The organism is Microvirga sp. M2 (genome assembly GCF_047497095.1).
GTDB lineage: Bacteria > Pseudomonadota > Alphaproteobacteria > Rhizobiales > Beijerinckiaceae > Microvirga.
This window is the reverse complement of record NZ_CP134064.1, coordinates 1,326,780-1,349,320: the sequence shown is the minus strand read 5'-3', so window position 1 is coordinate 1,349,320 and position 22,541 is coordinate 1,326,780. Positions and strand designations below refer to the sequence as shown.

The following is a 22,541-nucleotide window of genomic DNA, read 5'->3' as shown; positions in this document are numbered from 1 at the left end:
GAGTTGCGGGTCGTCGGTCGGCTCAACAAACCGCGTCAGACGGAAATTACCCTCGACGCCGACCACCAGACGAAAACCGACGCGAATGGACGCTTCGCATTCCGGGTGATCTACCATCCTGCCAACTGCATCGTCACGCTCCGGGCCGATGAGGAGCAGCGCGAGGCGGTGGTCGGGTTCTGCGGCCAGAGGGGCCCCGAGGGGCCGCGCAACGAGACGATGCCGCAACAGGCGTCACTCGAGCAGGCTGTGGCAGGCCCGCCTGGACCGGCCGGCACTCCCGGGCCGGAGGGTCCACTCGGCCCCCAAGGACTAAGCGGGCCGGCCGGAGCCGACGGCGCCCAGGGCCCGCCAGGACCTCCCGGCCCGCTCGGTCCTCCAGGACCTCCTGGACCGGAGGGATCCGCCGGACCAACGGGACCGCAGGGACCCCAAGGGGGCGCGGGACTCCAAGGGCCGCAAGGACCGCAGGGAGCCCCTGGCCCGAGAGGGGACTCGGGCGCGGTGGGACCTCTTGGACCGGAAGGTCCGGCCGGTCCAGGCGGGCCGGCTGGACCGCAGGGAGAAGCCGGACCGCCCGGCCCTCCTGGCCCAGCGGGTCCCGCCGGAACGGCTGGCCCAGCGGGTCCCGCCGGAACGGCTGGCCCCTCGGGGCCTCCTGGCCCGATAGGGCCGGAGGGACGACCAGGAGCGGCCGGAACGATCCTTCGGGTGCTCGTGCAGCAATGCGCGCCGGGAGGGCGATGCGCCGCCCGCTGCGACGAAGACGAGTTTCCGATCGGCGGGACATGCAACCGCAACGACCATTTCGCCATGGACGAGAACAGCGTCTATTGTTTCTCCGTGCACGAGGATGAAAGCAGCACGCGGGCCAGGGCGATCTGTGCCAAAAAATAATGAAGTGACGTCAGTGAGGCCGGCACCGTCGCCTTGACCGCGGCCGTTTGACCGGAGCGGCCATTTACAGCGTCGGATGTGAGATCGAACTCACGTTCGACGCTTTCACATTGTGATCTTGAGCATCTTTTCACGCAAAACCGGTTCTCACTTTTTCGCACGATGCTCTAGAATGGCTTCCAGCCTTGAAGAGAACGTGAGATCAGGCGTGCCGTTTGCATGACGATCGGAGCAAGCTTCTCGCGCGCCGCTTCAGCCGTCCAATCTGCGGTGGATGTCGAAACGCCGACCGCTGCCAGCGGGCGTCCGCTTCCATCCAGAATCGGCGCCGCGAGTGCAATCTCACCGTGATTGACCTCCTCCTCCACGAGAGCGAAGCCATCACGTCTCGCAGCTGTCAGGCGCTGCTCCACCGCTGCGCGGTCGATAAGCGTATGTGGGGTTCGTGGCTGGAAATTCGTCTTGTCGAGAATGAGCTTTACCTCCTCGGCCGGCAGCCAGGCGAGTTGCGCCCGGCCCCCGGCCGTGCAGAAGGCCGGCAGCCTGCGCCCGATCGTCGATGTCGGATTCATCAAGCGGCGGCTCGGCATGCGGATGACGGCAACGACCTCCGGGCCATCGAGTTCAGCGACGTTGATCGTCTCTCGGCAATCGTCCCGCGCTGAGGCCACGAACGGGATTGCGACCTCGTACAGCGGACTGGCGTGAAAATAATGGTATGCGAAATCGAGCATGCGCACCGCGAGGCGGTAGCGGCGCGTCCTTTCATCCTTGTGCAGATAGCCGAGACGGACCAGCGTATGCGTGATGCGCTGGGCGGCTCCCATGCTGATTCCCGATCGCCCTGCGATCTCGCGCAGGCCAAGGGCATCCCAACTGTCATCGAAGGCCTTCAGCACCCCTAGGCCCTTCGCGAGGGAGTTGATGAACAGCGGGTCTTCCCGGGACGTCCCGCTAGTCACGCCCTCGGCACGCAGAACGTCCGGCATCTCTGCCGGATCCTTGATTGCGACGGACCGTCTCGGCGCCATGACGGCTTCCTCCATGCGTTCAGCCAGGGTCCGCTTCGCGGCAGATCCCTTGACAAGCTAGGCAATTCTATCTGAAATAATCGCGTTGCGCTACTCTCCTATCGCATTGCGATAACAGATATCTGTTTTCAAGTAACAAAAGCTCCAGGCCGACCGGCTCAGGAGCGACCATCAGAGAGAGACCATGAAACAGCCAATAAGCGTCCTTGCCGGCGTCCTCGCCGCGTCGTTCCTCGCCAGCCACGCATTGGCGGCGGAGATCAAGATCGGCACCGCTTCTGAGCCGAGCTCCCTCGATCCGCACTACCATAACCTCACACCCAACAATACGGTGCGCCGGCACATCTTCGAATCGCTCGTCGATCAGGACGCCAAGCAGCGCCTGATCCCGGCGCTGGCGGAATCCTGGCGGACGGTGGATGACACGACCTGGGAATTCAAGCTGCGCAGGGGCGTGAAATTCCACAACGGCACGGAGTTCACGGCACAGGACTTCGTCTATTCGGTCTGCCGCATCCCGAACGTGGCCAACAGCCCGTCGTCGTTCACGCTCTACACCAAGGGCATCGACGCCATCGAGACGCCGGATCCTTACACCATCGTCATCAAGACGGCGGCACCCTATCCCCTACTGCCCGTGGAATTGACCACCTTCGGCATCATCTCGGCCAAGGCTGCCGGCGGCGAGAAGGTCGCGTTCGACAAGGCGGGCTGCAAGGCTGATTCCTGGCCGACGACGCAAGCCTTCAACGATGGAACGCTCGCCATCGGCACCGGCCCCTTCAAGCTGGCCGAGTACGTCAAGGGTGAGCGGATCGTGCTTGCTCGCAACCCCGACTACTGGGGCCAAAAGCCCGAGTGGGAGAAGGTGACGTTCCGCCCGATCACCAGCGACGGTCCGCGTGTCGCGGCACTGCTCGCAGGGGACGTCGACCTGGTCGACGAGCCACCGCTGCAGGACCTGGAGCGGCTGCGCAAGGACCCCAAAGTCTCGGTCGTCGAAACCATGTCGAACCGCGTGGTCTATCTCGCCCTCGATCAGGCCGAACCGACGCCGACGATCAAGGGCACCGACGGCAAGAACCCGCTGCGCGACATCCGCGTTCGTCAGGCGCTTTCGCTGGCCATCGACCGCAAGGCCATCGTTCAGCGCATCATGAACAATACCGCGGAACCCGCAGCTCAGCTCCTGGCGCCGGGCCTGTTCGGCACGAACCCCGACCTGACAGTCGTCAGCGATGCAAAGAAGGCCAAGGAGCTGCTGGCCGAAGCCGGCTATCCCAACGGCTTCGAACTGACGATCGGCACGCCGAACGACCGTTACATCAACGACGAGAAGATCGCCCAGGCGGTCGCCCAGATGTACAGCCGGCTCGGCATCAAGACCCAGGTGGATGCGTCGACCGTCAACGTCTTCTTCTCACGGCGCAACAAGGGCGAGTTCAGCGTGTATCTCGCGGGCTGGAGCGCCGCGACCGGTGAAGCGTCTTCACCCCTGAAGTCCCTGGTCGCCACGAGGATCAAGGAGAAGGGCTTCGGGCCGACGAACTACACGGGATATTCCAACCCGAAGCTCGACGAGCTGCTCACCAAGGCCCTTGCCACCGTCGACGACAAGGAACGGGAAAAGCTCCTGGCCGAGACGATGAAGGTCGCGATGGACGACTACGCCGTCCTGCCCCTGCACTACGAGGTGACTTCGTGGGCCATGCGCAAGGGGCTGAGCTACGAACCCCGAGCCGACCAGTACACGCTGGCGGCAGCGATCCACGCGGCCAAGTAAGGGCGCCCGCCATTCGCCTGTCGGGGGCGGCATCAGCCGTCCCCGATCCATTTTCCCGTCCGCCATGTGGAATTCGACATGCTGGTTTTTCTGATCCGGCGCATCGCCCAGAGCGCGATCGTGGTTGCGATCATGTCCGTCCTGGTGTTCGCGGGCATCTTCGCGATCGGCAACCCCATCGACGTGCTGATCAGCCCCGAGGCCGACGAAGTCGAGCGAGCCGCCGCCATTGCGCGCCTCGGCCTCGATCGTCCTATGCACGAGCAGTTCCTGACCTTCGCCAAGAATGCTCTTTCCGGCGACCTCGGAACCTCGTTCGTCCACGGCGTGCCGGCCGTCAACCTGGTCCTCGAGCGCTTTCCGGCGACCCTTGAACTGGCGCTGTTCGCCATGATCATCGCGGTGCTGACAGGCATTCCGCTGGGCATGTGGGCAGGACTTCGTCCGGACTCCCGCGCAGGCCGCATCATCATGGCCGGATCGATCCTGGGATTCAGTCTTCCCACCTTCTGGGTCGGCATGCTTCTCATCATGGCTTTCGCCGTCTCTCTCGGCTGGCTCCCTGCCAGCGGCCGGGGATCGACCGTCAGCGTGTTTGGCGTCCCGTTCAGCTTTCTGACGCTCGACGGCCTCAAGCACCTGCTTCTCCCGGCGCTGAACCTGGCTCTCTTCAAGGTGTCTCTCGTGATACGCCTCGCCCGCGCCGGAACCCGCGAGGTGGCGCTGCAGGATTACGTCCGCTTCGCTCGCGCCAAGGGCCTGCCGATGCGGCGCGTCATCGGCGTCCATATTCTCAAGAACATCATGATCCCGGTGGTCACCGTTCTCGGCCTCGAGCTGGGCTCCGTCATCGCCTTTTCGGTCGTTACCGAGTCGGTCTTCGCGTGGCCGGGAATGGGCAAGCTCCTGATCGACAGCATTCTGGTGCTCGACCGCCCCGTGGTGGTGGCCTACCTGCTGGTCACCGTGCTCCTCTTCATCGTCATCAACCTCGTGGTCGATCTGATCTATTCGCTGCTCGATCCGCGCATTCGCCTGGGAGGCGGCAAGGCATGACCACGGCAACTTCGCTTCCCACGCCCCCCAAGGTGCAGACGCCCCTGAGGCGGTTCGTCTCCCAGTTTCTGGAAAGCCGCACCGCACTTCTCGGCCTGATCGCGCTGGCTCTGGTCGTCTCGTCGGCCCTGTTCGCTCCCCTGATCGCGCCGCAGGATCCTTACGATCTCAGCACGCTGAACATCATGGACGGAATGCTGCATCCCGGCGGAGAAAGCTTCGACGGAATCACATTCTGGCTCGGCTCGGACGAGCAGGGCCGGGACCTGCTGAGCGCGATTCTCTACGGCCTGCGCACCTCTCTCCTGGTCGCGTTCTCGTCCACGGCCATGGCGCTCGCCATCGGCTTGATCGTCGGCATGGTCGCAGCCTATGCCGGAGGCGGCACGGATTCCGCGATCATGCGGCTCGTGGATATCCAGCTGTCCTTCCCGGCGATTCTGATCGCGCTGATTCTGCTGGCCGTGCTCGGCAAGGGCGTCGACAAGGTGATCGTGGCGCTCACTGCCGTGCAATGGGCCTATTATGCCCGCACCGTACGCAGTGCCGCACTGGTCGAACGTCGCAAGGAATATGTCGAGGCTGCGCAATGTCTGGCGTTGCCGGGCCGCAGCATCGTGCTGCGTCATTTGCTGCCGAACTGCCTGCCGCCGCTGATCGTCGTCGCCACCGTGCAGGTCGCCCATGCGATCACGCTGGAGGCGACGCTCTCCTTCCTCGGCGTCGGCGTTCCGGTGACGGAGCCGTCACTCGGCATGCTCATCGCGTCCGGTTTCGACTACATGCTGAGCGGCGAGTACTGGGTCAGCGTTTTCCCCGGCCTTGCGCTGCTGATCACCATCGTCAGCATCAATCTGGTGGGCGACCAGATGCGCGATGTCCTCAACCCGCGCCTGCAGCACTGAGGAGGCGAACGTGACTCAACAGATTCCAGTGCTCGAAGTCGAGGATCTGCGCACCCACTTCTTCACGCGCGGCGGCGTTGCGAAGGCGGTGGACGGCGTGAGCTTCACCCTCAACCGCGGTGAAATCCTGGGCCTGGTCGGAGAATCGGGCTCTGGCAAGTCAGTCACCGGCATGTCGATCATCGGCCTCATCGATCCACCGGGCCGCATCGTCGGAGGCTCGGTCCGCTATCGGGGAGAGGACCTCGTGACGGCGGACGAAAAACGCCTGCGCCAGTTGCGGGGCACCCGGATCGCCATGATCTTCCAGGACCCCATGATGACGCTCAACCCGGTGCTCAGCGTCGAGACCCAGATGGTGGAGACCGTTCTCGCCCACGAGCGTGTTTCTCGCCGCGCAGCCCGCGACCGTGCCCGAGAGGCGCTCGCGCGTGTCGGCATTCCCTCTCCCGACGAACGGCTGTCGTCCTATCCGCATCAGTTCTCGGGCGGCATGCGCCAGCGCGTCGCCATCGCCATCGCCCTGCTCCACCAGCCCGAGGTCATCATCGCGGACGAGCCGACGACCGCGCTCGACGTTACGATCCAGGCCCAGATTCTCTTCGAGGTTCAGAAGCTGTGCCGAGAGACCGGAACCGCACTGGTCTGGGTCACGCACGACCTCGCCATCGTGTCGGCATTGGCCGACCGGATCGCCGTGATGTATGCCGGACGTATCGTTGAGACCGGCACCACGGAAGAGGTGATCGACCGGGCCCGCCACCCCTATACCCACGGCCTTCTCGGTTCCGTTCCGAGCCGCAACAAGCGTGGCCAACCGCTCGCCCAGATTCCCGGGATGACGCCGTCCCTGCTCTACCTGCCTGAAGGATGCGCCTTCCGTTCACGCTGCCCGCGCGCCACCGATGCCTGTCTCGCCCTGCCCTCCCTTGCGGGAGACGGCGGCCATGACTGGCGCTGCTTTCATCCCCATGGGGCCGCCGCATGACCAACGCTCTATCGTCACAAGCCAATCCTGAACCGCGTCGTGCAGCGACCGGCGGAGTCCAGCCGATCCTGGAACTCGCGCATCTGACCAAGCGCTTCTCCAGCAGCCTCGATTTCGCCGAGCGAGTGGCGAAACGGCTCGGAGCCAAGGTGCAGGAATATGACGTCCATGCCGTCGACGACGTGAGCCTGAGCATCGCTCCGGGCGAGGTGGTGGGCCTCGTCGGCGAATCGGGCTGCGGCAAAACCACTCTGGGCCGCATGGTGGCGGGGATCATGCCCCCCAGCAGCGGTCAGCTGCTCTATAAGGGACAACCGATGGCCGTCATGTCGCCCGAACAGGCACGACAGGCCAAGCTGAAGATCCAGATGGTGTTCCAGGATCCCATGGCTTCGCTCAATCCGCGCATGCGCGTGTCCGAGATCATCGGCGAAGCGCCGCGCGTTCACGGCATCGTCTCACGGAAGGAGCAGGCCGATCACGTCGCCACCATCATGGAGAAAGTCGGTCTCGACCCGACCTATGCGGCACGGTTCCCGCATCAGTTCTCCGGCGGTCAGCGCCAGCGGATCGGCATCGCTCGCGCCTTGGCGGTCAGACCGGATTTCCTCGTCTGCGACGAATCCGTTGCGGCGCTCGACGTCTCGATTCAGGCGCAGATCATCAACCTGTTCATGGAACTGCGTCGCGATCTCGGCCTGACCTACCTGTTCATCAGCCACGATCTCGGCGTCGTCGAGCACATTGCCGACCGCACGGTGATCATGTATCTGGGCCGGGTCGTCGAGATCGCGCCAACGCCCGAGCTGTTTTCGCAGCCGAACCATCCCTATAGCCGCGCGCTCCTCGATGAGGCGCCGCGGGTCGACACACGCAAGCGGATCTTCGCGCCGATCAAGGGCGAAATCCCGTCGCCTCTGGACCCGCCGTCCGGTTGCGCCTTCCACCCGCGCTGCCCGCATGCTTTGCCGCGCTGCACGATGGAACGCCCCCAAATGCGCGAAGTCGCGCCCGGGCGTTTCTCGGCCTGCCACCTGAATGACGCTCGCTAAGCGGATTGCGGGCGAGCCTGGAGCGATGATGAATACGGATACCCTCGTCAGCCTCGAACTGATCCGGGACCTCGTCGGCTTCGACACGACGAGCCGGAATTCCAACCTGGAAGTGATCGGCTATATCCGCGACTATCTGGACCGGATCGGCATCGAGAGCACGCTCGTGTTCGACGAAACCGGCCAGAAGGCCAATCTCTATGCCACTATCGGCCCACGTGACCGGGGCGGCATCCTGCTGTCCGGCCACACCGACACCGTGCCCGTCGACGGGCAGGATTGGACGAGCGATCCCTTCACGCTCACCCGGCGCGGCGACCGGCTCTATGGGCGGGGCACCGCGGACATGAAAGGCTTCGTGGCCATCGCGCTCGCCTTCGCGCCGGCCTTCGCACAAGCCGATCTGAAAACACCGATTCACTATGCCTTTTCCTACGACGAAGAAGTCGGCTGCGTCGGTGTTCGACGATTGATCGCCCATCTCAACGACTTGTCCGTGCGGCCGGGCATGGCGATTATCGGCGAGCCGACCGGGATGCAGGTCATCAGCGCCCACAAGGGCAAGCTGGGAATGCGCTGCCGGGTCAGCGGTCTTTCCTGTCACTCCTCCCTGGCCCCGCAGGGCGTCAATGCGGTCGAATACGCGGCCGAGGTGGTTTCCTACCTGCGCGGCATGGCGCGGCGGATCGCCAAAGAGGGACCGTTCGATGCCGATTTCGACATCCCCCACACCACGGTGCACACCGGCGTGATCCGCGGCGGCACGGCGCTCAACATCGTGCCTTCGGAATGCGAGTTCGTGTTCGAGTTCCGTCATCTCCCGGAACAGGATCCGCAAGAATTGCTGGCCGAGGTGAAGCGCTACGCCCATGAGGTCCTTGAGCCGGCCATGAAGGCCATCGCCCCCGATGCAGGCTTCTCCTGGCAGCAGCTGTCCTCGACTCCCGGCCTCGCTTCGGAGCCGGAGGACGACGTCGTCACTCTGGCAAAGGCCCTGGCCGGACAGAACGGCCACGCCAAGGTCGCCTTTGCGACCGAAGCCGGTCCGTTCCAGAAGCTGGGCGGCATCCCTGCCGTGGTGTGCGGCCCCGGCAACATCGCCCAGGCCCACAAGCCTGACGAATACATCGAACTCGGCGAGGTCGCCAAATGCGAGGCTTTCATGCGTCGCCTCCTCGACAGGGCGACGAACTGACCGGGCCGTCGACTCGGGCTTGACGGCTCCGTGGCAGCAACCTGGCACGGGCATCGAGAGCCGATGCCCGCCTGCCCCTTTCCCATCGCGACGGGCGGAACCCATGCACCGGCGAGACAGGTCCCGGTTCGGCTGACCGAAAACGCTTCAAGATCGCATGCTCTGCGGGCCGCAGGCGCGCCTTATGGCAAGCGGCTGCGTTCGGTGGCCTGGCGATGCGCCTCCTGGGCGGCCTTCAACTGCGCGCGGGTATACATCAGCGCGTGAGAGGCGAGATCGTGACCGTCGTCCCAGAGATTGCGCCAGATGCCGAGGATACCCTCCAGCGGCTGTCCGACGACACGGGACGAGAAGGACTCGAAGGTGATCGGCCCTTGATAGCCGGACCGGACGAGGGCGCGGAATGCGCCGGTGAGATCGACGGTTCCGGAGCCGAGATAGCCCCGATGGGAATCGCCGGTGTGGAAATAGCCGAGATAGTCGCCCGTTTCCATGATGGCGGATGCGATGTCCGATTCCTCGATGTTCATGTGATAGACATCGAGGTGGACCTTCACGTTGCTCGCGCCGATGCGCTTGCACATCTCCACGCCTTGCGCTGCGGTGTTGAGGACATTCGTCTCGTAACGGTTCACCACCTCGAGCACGAGTGTGATGTCGCTCCGCGCCGCGATCTCCGCCACCTCGCGCAGAACGTCCGCCGCCTGAGCGACGCCTTCGGGAGTGGCCGGCTTGGTATATTTGCCGAAAGCCGAGTAGAGGATGCCGCCGATGTACTGGCCTCCGCAGTCCCGGCAGACCGCGATGGCTTGTTCGAGCTTCGCTTGGCCCCGGCGCACCTTCTCCGGATCGCCGCTGGAAATGTCGGTGTCGAACTCGAGGCCGAGGGAGAAGTTGATCCCGATACCGTTCTTCTCGAGCTCCCGCCTCGTGAAATCCGGATCGATGGAGCCGGGATCGAGCGCGGGAGCCTCAATGAAATCGTAGCCGACTTCCGCTGACTTCGCGATGGCCCGCGCGCATTGGTCGTGGCTCCATCCTGCCTCCCAAACCAAGGCATGGACCCCAAGTCTATTCATGGATTACCTCCCCAGTATAGTTTTCTCGAGTCGAAAACTTTGTGATTTTCAGGAATATCTACACAAACGGCAACTTTGGAACGTAATTGACACATGTTTACTTAAGACTTAGCGTAGTTTTAAACGTTTTACTAGGCATCATGCCATGAAAAACACGCCAGCCCCGCGCCCTTCCATTCCCTCGATCCGCACGGTGGCGGACCGGGCCGGCGTTTCGGTCGCGACCGTTTCCAATGTGCTCAACGGAAAGCCGAACGTGTCTGCCGACGTGGCGGACCGCGTCAACGAGGCGGTGCGGGAATTGGGCTATACGGTCGACATAGCGGCTTCCCGCCTGCGCTCGCGCAAGTCGATGCTGGCCGGTGTCGTAGTGCCGGACCTGACCAACCCGCTCTTCGCCACCTTCGTGTCGACACTCGAGCATCTGGCGCGCCTCGACAAATTCGATCTCGTCGTCGTCTCTTCGCGCAACGACTGCACGGAAGAAGCCGCCCGTCTCGCCGACATGCGATCCTGGCGACCCGCCGGCCTGATCGTCATTCCCTGTGACGGCGCCTTCAAATCGCGCCGGCCTGCGGGCTTCGCGATACCGACCGTTCTCGCGGACCGCATCCCCGACGAGCCCGATTTCGATCTCGTGGCCGTGGACAATGCCGCCGCTGCGGGCGCGGTCGCCCGCCACCTCGACCGGCACGGCTACGAAACCTGCATGGTGATCGGATCGACGCTGTCGATCAGCAACGTACGCGAGCGCTGGGAAGGCGTGCGCGCCAAGGCGAAACGCATGCAGGTGGATATGATCGAGATCGGGATCGACGATCCGGCCGGCATGGATCGCCTCGAACGCTATCTGCGATCCGGTCGCCTGGCGCAGGCGATCTTCGCTCTCGACCATACGACCTCGCTCCTCACATACCGCTTGATGACCGACATCGGGATCAGGATGCCGGAGGAGGTCGCCTTCGCCAGCTTCGACGAGATGGAGTGGATGCGGCTCGTATCGCCGCCCCTCACCGCCGTGCGCCAGCCGGTGGAGGAGATGGCGGAGCAATCCTGGGCGCTCCTGAACAGGCGCTTCCGCAGCCCGGCGAGCGGTCCGGTGACCAGACGCCTCAAATGCATCGTCGAGATCCGCGCTTCAACACCGCGGTACCATGCCTCGCCGAAGGGCGAGATCGCAGCAACGACAACGGGAGGGTAGTTATGGGAGTCTCAAGGCGCCTTACCATGATGGCATTGGCGACCGGCCTTGTCGCCGGCGCGCTCGGCACAACGACGCAGAACGCCTGGGCGGCCGAACCGAAAGTCGGCGTCGTGGTCAAGATCGGCGGCATCCCCTGGTTCAACGCCATGGAGGCCGGAATCAAGAAGGCCGCGCCGGACGCGAAGGTCGATGCATGGATGGTCGGCCCGACCCAGGCCGACGCGGCGCAGCAGGTGCGCGCCATCGAGGATCTCATCGCCCGGAAGGTCGACGTCATCGGCATCGTGCCGAACGACTCCGCCGCGCTCGAACCCGTGCTCGCCCGCGCCCGCGCGGCCGGCATCAAGGTGCTGGCGCACGAGGGTCCGGACCAGAAGGAAAAGGACTGGGACTTCGAGCTCACCACGACCGAGGCCTATGGCCGCGCCCATATGGATCTGCTCGCCAAGCAGATGGGCGAGCAGGGCAAGTACATCGTCTATGTCGGATCCCTGACGGTGCCGCTGCATAACGCCTGGGCGGATGCCGCGATCGCGTACCAGAAGGAGAAGTATCCCAAGATGCAGATGGTGGGCGACCGCTTCGGCGTGGCCGAGAGCGTGGACGAGAGCATCAAGACCACGCAGGATCAGATTCGCGCCAATCCCGACCTGAAGGGCATTCTCACCTTCGGGTCGCAGGGCCCCATCGGGGCGGCGCGCGTGCTGGAGGATCGCGGCAAGGCTCAGTCGATCGCCCTCGTCGGCGGCTTCTCTCCGGGCCAGGGCGTCAAATACGTGAAGTCCGGCACCATTCGCGGCGGCTACATCTGGAACCCGATGACGGCGGGCGAAATCTTCGTTCAGCTCGCCGCGATGCTGGCGGCCGGCAAGGAGCCGACCGACAACATGGAGCTGACCGGGGTGGGTCCGGTCCATGTCGACCCCGGCAAGAAGCTGATCCAGGCGCAGAAGCTCGAATCGCTCGACAAGGAGAACATCGACCGCCTCGTCGCGCTGGGGCTCTGAGCGAAAGCCCGCGACCGGCCCGAACCCCTCGGGCCGGTCGCTTTCAGGGTTCCTCTTTCAGGGTTCCTCTTTCAGCGTTCCTGGGAGTTTCCGGAGTCTGCGACATGCGCGATGACGCCCCATTCCTGCGCCTGACCGGCCTTTCCAAGCATTTCGGAGGCGTGCGCGCGCTCGAGAGCATCGATTGGGATGTGCGCGCGGGCGAGATCCACTGCCTGGTCGGCGAGAACGGTTGCGGCAAGTCCACGCTCATCAAGACCGTTGCGGGCGTTCACCAGCCGAGCACGGGCACGATCGAGATCGACGGCCGAAATGTTTCGCCGCTCGATCCGGCGCGCGCCAAGGCCCTCGGAATTCAGGTGATCTTCCAGGATCTCTCGCTGTTTCCCAATCTGTCGGTGGCGGAGAACATCGCCATCGAGAACCACATGGATCACGCGCTGAAGCCCGTCCGCAAGAGACTCATGCGCCGGATCGCCCAGGCGGTGTTGAACCGCCTCGATTTCGATCTTGATCTCGACACGGTGGTGTCCGACCTGAGCGTGGCGGAGCGCCAGATCGTTGCGATCGCCCGCGGCCTCGCGGCGCAGGCCCGGCTGATCTTCATGGACGAACCGACCGCCTCCCTCACCCGCGCCGAGGTGAACCGGCTTCTTGACATCGTGTCGCGGCTGAAGGCCGACGGCATCGCGGTGGTGTTCGTCTCGCATCGCCTGGACGAGGTCGTCGAGATCGCCGAGCGCGTGACGGTGATGCGCGACGGGCGAAAGGTGGGAACCTGGAATGCGGCCGACGTCGATCAGCGCCGGATCGCCCATCTGATGACCGGTCTCGACATCTCTCACGCGGTCGTCGCCCGCGACATGTCGAGCGCGCCGCCCCTCCTGAAGGTCGAGGGCCTTTCGCGGCGCGGCGAGTTTGCGGATGTGGACTTCGTCCTGCGGCGCGGCGAAGTGCTCGGCATCGTCGGCCTGCTCGGGTCGGGCCGCACGGAAATGGCCCTGACGCTGTTCGGCATGCACCGGGCCGATTCCGGCACGCTCACTCTCGACGGAAAGAGACTCACGCTGCGCTCCAACCGCGATGCCGTCAGGGCCGGCATCGCCTATGTGTCCGAGGACCGGCTCGGGCTCGGCGTCGTGCTGCCTCAGTCCATCGGCGACAACATCATTCTCGCGGTGATGCGGAGCGTGGCCGGGCCCTTCGGCCTGCTCGGCAACCGAGGCCGCCGCGAGATCGCCGGAACATGGGTGAAGCGCCTCGCCATCAAGGTGCCCGGCATGGACCGTCCGGTCCAGACGCTGTCCGGAGGAAACCAGCAGCGCGTGGTGCTCGCCAAGTGGCTGGCGACATCGCCGAAGGTGCTGATCCTCGACTCGCCCACGGTCGGTGTCGACATCAAGAACAAGCAGGGGATCTACGAGGTCGTCGCCGAACTGGCGCATCAAGGGGTCGGGATCATTCTGATCTCGGACGAGGTGTCCGAGGTTCTCGCGACCTGCGACCGCGTTCTGCACATGCGGGCCGGGCGGATCGCCGACGAGGTCGTGCCCGGCCGCATCAGCGAACACGAACTGGAGGAGCACATCTATGCCTGAAGGCGTCCATGCCGCCAATGCTTCCTCCGCTGTTTTGCGCAGACTGCGCCGGAGACCGGAATTCTGGCTCATGGCCGTGATCCTCGTCGTCGGCGCGGTGCTCGGCCTCACGGCGCGGGATTTCCTGTCGCTCCCCAACATCATCGATCTCCTCGACACCTATTCGGTCCAGGCGATCATGGCCATGGGCCTGTTCGTGGTGCTGGTATCGGGCGGCATCGACATTTCCTTCGCGGCGACGGCCTCGGTCGCGCAATACGTGGCCGCCAAGCTCGCCACGCAGGTCGGCCTGCCGGCGCCGCTCGTGATCGCGGCCGGGCTGTCCATCGGCATTCTGCTGGGCTGCGTGAACGCGGCGCTCATTCACTACGTGCGGATCACGTCCATCATCGCCACCATCGCGACCATGAGCATCAGCTTCTCCCTGCTGATGTACTTCTCCGGCGGGCGCTCGATCTACAGTCTTCCCGACTGGTGGATGGATCGCATCGTCTTCTACCAGACCGAGTCCGCTTCAGGCGATCCCGCGCGGATCACGCTTCCGATCGTTCTGATGGCGGCCGTCGCCCTGTTCACCTGGGCCTGGATGACGCGTTCGTCCCTCGGGCGCCAGCTCTATGCCCTGGGCGGCAACCCGGAAGCCGCGCGCCGGATCGGCATGCATATCGGGCGGCTCCAGTTCGTCGCCTATGGCTACCTCGGTCTCACGGCGGCCCTGGCGGGCCTGCTGCAGGCGCATCGCGTCGGCGAGAGCGTCCCCAATGCGATGGTCAATACCGAACTGACGGTTCTCTCCGCGGCCGTTCTGGGCGGCGCGAGCCTGACCGGGGGGATCGGCACCGTTCCGGGAGTCCTGCTCGGCATCATGCTGCTCGCCATCCTTCAGAACGGGCTCAATCTGCTGGGCGTGTCGTCCTATTTCTTCCAGATCGTCATCGGCGCCACCATCCTGATCTCCACGTCGATCACGGTCCTCAGTTCGCGGCGCGGCCGACGCCATCGCATCCTTGCGGGAGCGCCCGCCCATGGCTGACTCCCGCCTGTCCCGGAACTATCCCGACAAAGGCGGTCTCGCCCATCTGATGGCGCGGCTGCGGCCCGGGCTGCCCGGGGGACACGCGGGCCTTGCCGCCTTGCTGATCCTGCTGCTCGTCGCGTTCACGGCCTTCGTGCCGAACTTTCTGAGCGCCAGCACCCTGCAGTCCTTCATGTATCAGCTGCCGCTCCTGGGTCTTCTTTCCCTTGCGATGGTCGTTCCCCTGATCAGCGGCGGCCTGAACCTTGCCATCATCGCCACGACGAACCAATGCGCTCTTCTGATGGTCTGGGTCATGAGATCCATGATCGCGGCCGATTCCGGCGGGGCCACGACGCTCGGCGTCATCTGCCTTGCCATGGCGGCGGGCTTTCTCCTGTGCCTGGTCATCGGGTTCGTCACGGGGGCGCTCGTGGCCTATACGGGCGTCCACCCGATCCTCGTGACGTTGGGAACGAAATCGCTGATCGACGGCATCAGCATCTATCTGACGCGCGGCATGGCATTGTCCGGACTGCCGGAGATGTTTACCCGCGCGAGTTCCTCGACCCTCTTCGGAATCCCGCTCGTCTTTCTCCTGATGATCGGAGTCGCGATCCTGATCGGGACGATCCTCAGGCATACGGTCTTCGGCGTGGCCTGCGCCATGATCGGATCGAACCCCGAGGCCACACGCTACTCGGCGGTCGACACACGCCGGGTCCTCGTGGGCGTTTACGTGATGTCGTCCCTGACATGCTTCGTGGCCGCCCTGGTCATGCTCGCGACCTTCAACACGGCGAGCGCGGATTACGCGCAATCCTACCTTCTGGTTACGATTCTGGCGGCCGTGCTCGGGGGCGTCGATCCCTTCGGGGGCTTCGGGACCGTGACCGGGCTGATGCTTGCGCTGTCGATCCTGCAGGTGATCTCGTCAGGGTTCAATCAGTTCGGGTTGAGCAACTACCTCACCGTGGCGATCTGGGGCGCCATCCTCATCGTCGTGGTGATGGTGCAGACGGCGCGGCCCTATCTCGTGGATGTCTTGGCCGGCATATGGAAATCGACCGATGGGCATGGTGGCAGTTTTCGACGTCGGCAAGACGAACGTTAAGCTCTCCGCCGCGTCGGCGGACGGCGTCATCGTCGAGACCCTGTCGGCGCCGAACGTCGTGCGGGACGGCCCGCCCTACCGGCACCACGACCTGGCGGCGCTGGAAGAATGGCTGATCGACGGCCTCTCCTCCTTGGCCGATCGTTTCGACATCGATGCGATCGCTCCCTGCGCCCACGGATCGGGCGGCGTTCTGGTGGGCCCGGACGGGGCCGCGATGCCGATGATCGACTATGAGCAATCGCTGCCGGCCGACGTCGAGAACGCCTATCCGGCTCTCGCCGGCCCTTTCTCCGACCGCGGCAGCGGGATCATGCTCGGGGCCGCTCACCTCGCCCGCCAGATGCTCTGGATCGAGATGCACTGGCCGGAGCGATTTCACCGGGCTCAGGCGTTCCTCGCCACCCCGCAGTACTGGGCCTGGCGACTGTGCGGGGTCCCGGCGAGCGAGGTGACGAGCCTGTCGGCGCAATCGCATCTCTGGTCTCCCGCGGGCGGATGCCCGGCCGCCCTCGTGGCGAAGAGGCAGTGGCAGCGCCTGATACCGCCGCTTCGCCCGGCATGGGACAGGCTGGGGCGGCTCAAGCCGGATATCGCCAATCGCACCGGGCTTGCGCCCGGAACGCGCGTCCTGTGTGGAATTCACGATTCATCGGCGAATTTCTATCGCTACCAGGCGGCAGGCCTCTCCGACCTGACCGTCGTCTCCACGGGCACCTGGATCGTCGCGCTCACCGACCGGGAAGCCCCAGACCTCCACGTGGAGAAGCCGGGGCGCACATGCAATGCCGACGTGTTCGGGCGACCGGTGCCGGGCATGCTGACGATGGGCGGACGGGAGTTCTCGGCGATCACCGCCGGCAGCAACGGGCCGGCGTCGCGCGAGGTCCTGGAGCGCCTCGTGCGATCCAGGGCGCTTGCGGTGCCGTTCTTCGGCTCGGATGACGGCCTGTTCCCGGGCGCCGCGCGGCGTGGCCGCATCGAGGGCCTCTCCACGGAGGATCCGGGCGCGCGCTTCACGCTGGGTGTGCTGTCGGTGGCGTTGTTGACGGCCGAATGCATCGAGGCCCTGCCGGCCGCGGAAACCGTGGTCCTCGACGGGAGCTTCGTCCAGGACGCGCTTTACGGTGCGTGCGTGGCGGCCCTGCTGCCCCACATGCGGATTCTCGTGAGCCGAAGTACGACCGGGACGGCGACCGGCGCCGCCCTCCTCGCCTCCCACACCATCCGCCGCGAACCCGCGCCGTTGGAGTTGGAGACGCCGGCCCCGCTCCACCTGCCCGAACTGACGGAGTACCGTGCGTGCTGGCGCGCACGGGCGAAAACCATGGAGACGCATCTTGACCGCGTATGACGACGACGCCGCCCGCAGCGAGATGGTGGCGACCTGCCGCCGCATGAACGAAACCGGCATCAATCAGGGCACGGCCGGCAACATTTCCCTGCGCAACCCGATGGGCTTTCTCATCACTCCCACCTCGCTCCCCTACGATCACATGCAGCCGGGCGACCTGGTGCAGATGGATTTCGACGGCCGTTACGAAGGGGAGCGCCGCCCCTCCTCGGAATGGCGGTTCCATCGCGACATCCTCCGGTCCCGCACGGACATCGACTGCGTGCTTCACTGCCACTCGGTCTATGCGACGACGCTTGCGGTACATCACAAGACCATCCCGAGCTTTCACTACATGACGGCCGTCGCCGGCGGCACCACGATCCGCTGCGCCCGCTACGCGACCTTCGGCACGCAGGCGCTCTCCGACGCCGCCCTCGAGGCCCTGGAAGACCGGCTCGCCTGCCTTCTTGGCCAGCACGGCCAGATCTCCCTCGGCAGGACCCTGTCCTCGGCGCTCGCTCTGGCCGTCGAGGTCGAGACCCTGTCCCGCCTCTACGTCCAGGCACTCACCCTCGGGGATCCGCCCATCCTTCCCGACGACGAGATGGCCCGGGTCATTCAGCAGATGAAGAACATGAGCTACGGGCAGGCTCCGGATCTCGATGGCGTCAACGACGCGGCCCGTCCTAGAGTATCGGACGTGAAAAGTGGCCCCACTTTTGGGTCCGATGCTTCACTCCTTGAATAGCGCATCGTTCGGAGCGGAGAACCGGGTCCACTTTTCGCTGGCGCGGCCCGCTGGGTCCGCACGATGCGCTAGTTCCGCAAAAGTGGATGCCGGTTTTGCGAAGAAAAGGCGTCTTTCTCAAACAACAAGAGCCTTTTCCATGAACCGAAGTTCATGGAAAAGGCTCTAGCCGAGCAAGCGCCGAGCGATCGCGTTGATTGTGAGGTCGATCGCAGCGCCCTCGTCGTCGCCGTCGCCGATGAACCAGGCCGCGGACAGCCCAGTCCATGCAACGACCCAGCGAAGGAGCCGCTCGGGTTCGAGTTTCATCAAGCCGCTCACGATATCCAGCCGGATTTCCAGGCGGCCCGGCAAGGTGGCGAGCGGCAGGCTCGGATCGCTGAGATCGGGGTTCGTGAAGATATTGGCGTAGTCGAAGGTTCGCTCGCCCAGCAATCCATGGGGGTCGATCGCCAGCCACCCTCGCTCGCCGAAATCGAGCACGTTCTCGTGGTGCAGGTCGCCGTGGAGCGGACCGACCGCATGCGGAGCGGCGAGAAGCTGGCGCGCGGTCTCGGCCGCAGGCGCAAGCGCCGCGTGCGTCGAAGCGAGGTGAAAAAGCGGCTGGAACCAGGACTCCAGCGGGTGCAGTTCCGGAAGCGGATCGCAGCGCGGTGCGTGCAGCCGAGCCGCAGTGTCGCACAGGATCCGGCAGGCCTCCTCGTCCTGGTCGGCCCGGGCCATCCGTGCGAGATTGCGGGCGCCTGCAGCCCGCTCCATGAGCAGGGCGTCCGCGGACGAGGCGACGACCTTGGCGGCGCCCTGACCATTCCACCACGTCATGAGACGGTAACCCGCCCGCTCGTCGGGGGTGCGAGCGACCTTCAGCATAGCAGGCGCACCCTCGTGCAGGACCGGAAGGACCCAACTGGAGCGTGTGGTCAGCAGAGAGCCGTCAGGAGCCAGGCGCCACGCCCCAAGGAACTCTCCGACCTTCGACGGGAGGGGAGCATGCATACCCACGGGATCTCTCCGCGACTGCGCCACTGTGAACGACGGGAATCGTTCCAGATTGTTGGAGATACGTTCCTATTGCCCTGAAGGCACGACAGCGGTCGCCTCGATTTCGACGAGTGCCTTCCGTTCCACCAGCCGCACGACTTGGACGAGAGCCATCGCCGGGTAATGCGCTCCAAAGACAGCCTGGTAGGCTCGACCCAATTCACGCTGATTCGCCAGATAATCGTCAATGTCGACCACGTACCAGGTGAGCCGGATGACATGCCGGGGCGTTGCCCCGCCCTCTGCGAGGATGGCGCAGATGTTCTCCAATACCTGGCGCACCTGTGCGACGAGGCCCCCAGGGAACTCGCCGGCCTCGTTCCAACCTACGACCCCACCTGTAACGACAATCCGTCCCTCTGCCATCATTCCGTTCGAATAGCCCTTGGGAACCGGCCAATTCTTCGGCTGCAGAATTTCGACCCCATTGTCTGGGGCCGACGTGATGGGAGAGCCTCTAGAGGCCGTCATTGGCATTTCTCCTGATAGAGTTCCAAGGCTGCGCGAATATCATCGGGAAGCGGAATCGATCGATGGGTTTCGAGCGACGTTGCGACAATGACGAGTTCCGCCAGAAGCACCGGCTCGGGCCCGCGCGAGGCATGGATACGAAGCCTGAAGGATGACCGTCCGATAGCACGAACCACAACTGCAAAGTCCAGCTTATCTCCCATGAAGCCGGGCTTTGCAAACTCTGCACTGGCATTCACATATCCCAGCCCGACTCTGCGCCTGCCGATCACCTCATGATAGTCGATGTGCAGTTCCTGGCAGAACCAATCCTCAATGACGCCATTGAGGATGTCGAAATAGCGCGCAAAATAGACGATCCCGGCCGGATCACAGTGAGAAAACCGAATGGGAACGGCGGTTCGCCAGACCGTTTCGCCAAGCGCCGGATCCTTAGGTGTCGGCAAGGGATTATCCAAGGGGTTATCCACGCCGCACTCTGCCTGTAACCGGGGTGCCGGACTCGGATCCATCGAGCATTTTCAGAAGTTCGCGCGCGATCACGACCTTCTGCACCTCGGTTGCGCCCTCATAGATGCGCAGCGCGCGGTTCTCACGGTAGAGCTCCTCGACCTTCACGCCCTTGGTGACCCCGAGGCCTCCGAAGATCTGGACGGCTTTGTCGATGACGCTTTGAGCAGCCTCGGTCGCGTGCATCTTGGCCATCGCGGCCTCCCGCGTCACCCGAGGCGCGCCCTGGTCCTTCGTCCACGCCGCGCGGTAGACGAGGAGCGCCGCGGTATCGACGTTCGTCGCCATGTCGGCCAGGGCCGCCTGCGTCATCTGGAGATCCGCCAGCGGGGCCCCGAAGAGATGACGTGAGGATGCGTGACGCAAGGCCTCGTCCAGGGCGCGACGGGCAAAGCCGAGCGATGCGGCTCCCACGGTCGCACGAAAAACGTCCAGGGTCGCCATGGCGACCTTGAACCCTTCTCCCGGAGCCCCGATCCGCTTCGTCAAGGGAATCCTGCACCCTTCGAAACGCAGCGTTGCGAGCGGATGCGGCGCGATCACGTCGATACGCTGTTCGACGCTGAAGCCGGGCGTGTCGGCATCGACCACATAGGCCGACAATCCCTTCGCACCCGGCGCCTCGCTGGACCGTGCGAAAACGATATAGTAATCTGCAATTCCCCCGTTGGAGATCCACGTCTTCAGACCATCGATCCGTACGTGATCAGGGCCGTCCGGAGTAGCGGTGGTGCTCATGGCGGCGACGTCCGAGCCGGCCTCGGGCTCCGATAGAGCGAAGGCCGCGATGGCTTCGCCGCGAGCCACCTTCGGAAGGTAGCGTCGCTTCACATCCTCGGAACCAAAAAGGCTGATGGGGCCGGAGCCGAGCCCTTGCATCGCGAAGGCAAAATCCGCAAGTCCGTCCTGGTAGGCCAGTGTCTCGCGGGACAGGCAGAGCGTCCGCACGTCGAGGGTCGCATAGAGGCCGCCATAGGCTTCCGGGATGACGGCCCTCAGCCATCCATCGTCGCCGAGCTTGCGCACGAGCCGACGGCACGATTCGTCGACGTCGTTGTGGTCGACGAGGCCATGCGTTTCCGATTCCGCCCAAGTTCTCAGCGCCTCCGCGTAGCGGAGGTGGCGATCATCGAAGAACGGCCATTTCAGGAATGTGGTGTCGATCATGTCAGTCTCCCCGGAAGACTGGTTTTTCCTTCGCCGCAAAGGCTCGGTAGGCGCGAGCGAAGTCCTCCGTCGTCATGCAGAGGGCCTGTGCGACGGCCTCCGCCTCGATCGCCTCCTCCACGGACATTGCCCATTCCATCGCCAGCATGCGTTTGGTCATCGTATTGGCGTAGGTCGGCCCCGTCCCGATTTCATGAGCCAAGGCCCTCGCTTCGCGAAGCAGCTCCGCCTCACCGACAATACGGCTGAAGAACCCCCAGCGCTCGCCCTCCTCGGCCTTCATGAAACGGCCCGTGTAAAGAAGCTCCGAAGCCCGGCCCTGTCCGATCAGACGCGGCAGGATGGCACAGGCGCCCATGTCGCAGCCGGCGAGGCCTACCTTGTTGAAGAGAAAAGCGACCTTGGCGCTTGGTGCCGCGAGCCGTAAGTCGGACGCCATGGCGACGATGGCCCCCGCACCGGCGCAGATCCCCTCGACAGCCGCGATCACCGGCTGCGGAGCCGCGCGCATGGCTTTCACCAGCTCGCCGGTCATGCGCGTGAAGGCCGTCAGGCCTTTCGTATCCATCTCGACCAATGGGCCGATGATCTCGTGCACGTCGCCACCGGAGGAAAAGTTGCCGCCGGCCCCCGTTACGACAATGGCTTTGACGCTATCGTCCTTCGTACAGGCCTGAAAGAAGTCTGTCAGTTCGCGATAGCTCTCGAACGTCAAGGGGTTCTTCCTGTCCGGACGGTTGAGTGTGACCGTCGCGACCGGACCGTCCACGGACAGAAGAAAGTGACGAGGCGTATACTCGACCAGGGGCAACCTGACTGGATTGGCGAACTGCGTCACGGAGCTTCTCCCACGATGACATTTCTGGCGGAAAGTTTTGTCCTGGCGAGCAGGCGCATCAGATCCTTCTGCTCCCGTTGCGTGAGGCCTCCGAAGATCTCGGCGATCCACGCCTCGTGCTCGGCAGCCATCGCGCGGAACTCCGCCCGGCCGGTCGGCGTCAGGTTGATGATCTGAGCCCTCCGGTCCGTTGCGGAGACGCGGCGTTCGAGATGCCCGGAGGCAACGAGCCGGTCGACCAAGCTGGTGAGGTTGCCGTTCGACACCATCATCCGCTTCGAGAGGTCCGAGAGCGTCATCCCGTCCGGAGCCTTGTCGAGCTGAGCCATCAGATCGAAGCGGGGAAGCGTCACGTCGAACCGGTCGCGCAGACGACGACGGACTTCGCCTTCGATCAGCGTGGAGCACGTCAAGAGCCGTAGCCAGAGCCGAAGCTCGTCACGGTGATCGTCCGGCATCTCGATGGCCTTCGTCTCGGCATCGAGCGGGATCGTCTGATGGGTCAT

21 protein-coding genes are annotated in these 22,541 nt (G+C 64.5%); 13 read left to right on the top strand and 8 right to left on the bottom strand.

Going from position 1 to position 22,541, the window contains the following annotated elements:
• Window positions 1–1,064: 1,064 nt before the first annotated feature.
• Window positions 1,065–1,928: an IclR family transcriptional regulator gene (locus RE429_RS25880; RefSeq protein WP_414474594.1), complete on the bottom strand. Its 864-nt coding sequence runs from the start codon at window positions 1,926–1,928 to the stop codon at window positions 1,065–1,067.
• A gap of 184 nt (window positions 1,929–2,112) precedes the next feature.
• Here RE429_RS25880 and RE429_RS25875 point away from each other — a divergent pair, with 184 nt between their 5' ends.
• The 6 genes from RE429_RS25875 to argE all read left to right on the top strand — a co-directional run bounded on the left by RE429_RS25875 (window position 2,113) and on the right by argE (window position 8,907).
• On the top strand, window positions 2,113–3,711 hold the full coding sequence (locus RE429_RS25875) for an ABC transporter substrate-binding protein (RefSeq protein ID WP_414474593.1): 1,599 nt from the start codon (window positions 2,113–2,115) through the stop codon (window positions 3,709–3,711).
• Window positions 3,712–3,789: 78 nt separating this feature from the next.
• Window positions 3,790–4,767 carry an ABC transporter permease gene (locus RE429_RS25870; RefSeq protein ID WP_414474592.1) on the top strand — a complete coding sequence of 326 codons (978 nt, stop codon included), beginning with the start codon at window positions 3,790–3,792 and terminating at the stop codon, window positions 4,765–4,767.
• Window positions 4,764–5,672 (top strand): ABC transporter permease, encoded by a 909-nt coding sequence (locus RE429_RS25865; protein WP_414474591.1) that lies wholly within the window; start codon window positions 4,764–4,766, stop codon window positions 5,670–5,672. Before RE429_RS25870 ends, RE429_RS25865 begins: the two co-directional genes overlap by 4 nt.
• Entirely contained in the window at window positions 5,644–6,660 is a 1,017-nt protein-coding gene (locus RE429_RS25860) for an ABC transporter ATP-binding protein (protein ID WP_414474590.1), read from the top strand. The genes RE429_RS25865 and RE429_RS25860 overlap by 29 nt, the downstream gene beginning before the upstream one ends.
• Window positions 6,657–7,712 (top strand): ABC transporter ATP-binding protein, encoded by a 1,056-nt coding sequence (locus RE429_RS25855; RefSeq protein WP_414474589.1) that lies wholly within the window; start codon window positions 6,657–6,659, stop codon window positions 7,710–7,712. Before RE429_RS25860 ends, RE429_RS25855 begins: the two co-directional genes overlap by 4 nt.
• A 25-nt stretch (window positions 7,713–7,737) precedes the next feature.
• Window positions 7,738–8,907, top strand: coding sequence for an acetylornithine deacetylase (argE, locus tag RE429_RS25850; protein ID WP_414474588.1), 1,170 nt, complete (start codon window positions 7,738–7,740; stop codon window positions 8,905–8,907).
• A 182-nt stretch (window positions 8,908–9,089) separates the two neighbouring features.
• Here the strand turns inward: argE and RE429_RS25845 are convergent, their stop codons facing one another.
• A complete protein-coding gene (locus tag RE429_RS25845; protein ID WP_414474587.1) occupies window positions 9,090–9,986 on the bottom strand; it encodes a sugar phosphate isomerase/epimerase family protein in 897 nt (298 codons plus the stop codon).
• A gap of 145 nt (window positions 9,987–10,131) precedes the next feature.
• Here RE429_RS25845 and RE429_RS25840 point away from each other — a divergent pair, with 145 nt between their 5' ends.
• From RE429_RS25840 to RE429_RS25810, 7 genes are all read left to right on the top strand, one after another.
• Window positions 10,132–11,187, top strand: a complete 1,056-nt coding sequence (locus tag RE429_RS25840; protein ID WP_414474586.1) for a LacI family DNA-binding transcriptional regulator — start codon at window positions 10,132–10,134, stop codon at window positions 11,185–11,187.
• Window positions 11,188–11,216: 29 nt separating this feature from the next.
• Window positions 11,217–12,197, top strand: a complete 981-nt coding sequence (locus RE429_RS25835; protein ID WP_414475933.1) for a substrate-binding domain-containing protein — start codon at window positions 11,217–11,219, stop codon at window positions 12,195–12,197.
• 104 nt (window positions 12,198–12,301) lie between these two features.
• On the top strand, window positions 12,302–13,795 hold the full coding sequence (locus RE429_RS25830; protein WP_414474585.1) for a sugar ABC transporter ATP-binding protein: 1,494 nt from the start codon (window positions 12,302–12,304) through the stop codon (window positions 13,793–13,795).
• Window positions 13,796–13,865: 70 nt separating this feature from the next.
• The gene (locus RE429_RS25825) at window positions 13,866–14,828 is read left to right on the top strand and encodes an ABC transporter permease (RefSeq protein ID WP_414475932.1); all 963 of its coding nucleotides are present in this window, start codon (window positions 13,866–13,868) and stop codon (window positions 14,826–14,828) included.
• Window positions 14,821–15,924 carry an ABC transporter permease gene (locus RE429_RS25820; RefSeq protein WP_414474584.1) on the top strand — a complete coding sequence of 368 codons (1,104 nt, stop codon included), beginning with the start codon at window positions 14,821–14,823 and terminating at the stop codon, window positions 15,922–15,924. Before RE429_RS25825 ends, RE429_RS25820 begins: the two co-directional genes overlap by 8 nt.
• The gene (locus RE429_RS25815) at window positions 15,881–17,278 is read left to right on the top strand and encodes an FGGY-family carbohydrate kinase (protein ID WP_414474583.1); all 1,398 of its coding nucleotides are present in this window, start codon (window positions 15,881–15,883) and stop codon (window positions 17,276–17,278) included. The genes RE429_RS25820 and RE429_RS25815 overlap by 44 nt, the downstream gene beginning before the upstream one ends.
• Window positions 17,279–17,300: 22 nt before the next feature.
• Window positions 17,301–18,008, top strand: coding sequence for a class II aldolase/adducin family protein (locus tag RE429_RS25810; RefSeq protein WP_414475931.1), 708 nt, complete (start codon window positions 17,301–17,303; stop codon window positions 18,006–18,008).
• 165 nt (window positions 18,009–18,173) lie between these two features.
• On the opposite strand, the gene RE429_RS25805 is transcribed toward RE429_RS25810, so the two are convergent.
• The 6 genes from RE429_RS25805 to RE429_RS25780 all read right to left on the bottom strand — a co-directional run bounded on the left by RE429_RS25805 (window position 18,174) and on the right by RE429_RS25780 (window position 22,541).
• On the bottom strand, window positions 18,174–19,004 hold the full coding sequence (locus RE429_RS25805; protein ID WP_414475930.1) for an APH(6)-I family aminoglycoside O-phosphotransferase: 831 nt from the start codon (window positions 19,002–19,004) through the stop codon (window positions 18,174–18,176).
• A gap of 72 nt (window positions 19,005–19,076) precedes the next feature.
• Entirely contained in the window at window positions 19,077–19,520 is a 444-nt protein-coding gene (locus RE429_RS25800; RefSeq protein WP_414474582.1) for a RidA family protein, read from the bottom strand.
• Window positions 19,517–19,978 (bottom strand): acyl-CoA thioesterase, encoded by a 462-nt coding sequence (locus tag RE429_RS25795; protein ID WP_414474581.1) that lies wholly within the window; start codon window positions 19,976–19,978, stop codon window positions 19,517–19,519. The genes RE429_RS25800 and RE429_RS25795 overlap by 4 nt, the downstream gene beginning before the upstream one ends.
• Window positions 19,979–19,982: 4 nt before the next feature.
• Window positions 19,983–21,197 (bottom strand): acyl-CoA dehydrogenase family protein, encoded by a 1,215-nt coding sequence (locus RE429_RS25790; protein WP_414474580.1) that lies wholly within the window; start codon window positions 21,195–21,197, stop codon window positions 19,983–19,985.
• Window position 21,198: 1 nt separating this feature from the next.
• A complete protein-coding gene (locus RE429_RS25785; protein WP_414474579.1) occupies window positions 21,199–22,035 on the bottom strand; it encodes an enoyl-CoA hydratase family protein in 837 nt (278 codons plus the stop codon).
• Window positions 22,032–22,541 carry a MarR family winged helix-turn-helix transcriptional regulator gene (locus RE429_RS25780; RefSeq protein ID WP_414474578.1) on the bottom strand — a complete coding sequence of 170 codons (510 nt, stop codon included), beginning with the start codon at window positions 22,539–22,541 and terminating at the stop codon, window positions 22,032–22,034. The genes RE429_RS25785 and RE429_RS25780 overlap by 4 nt, the downstream gene beginning before the upstream one ends.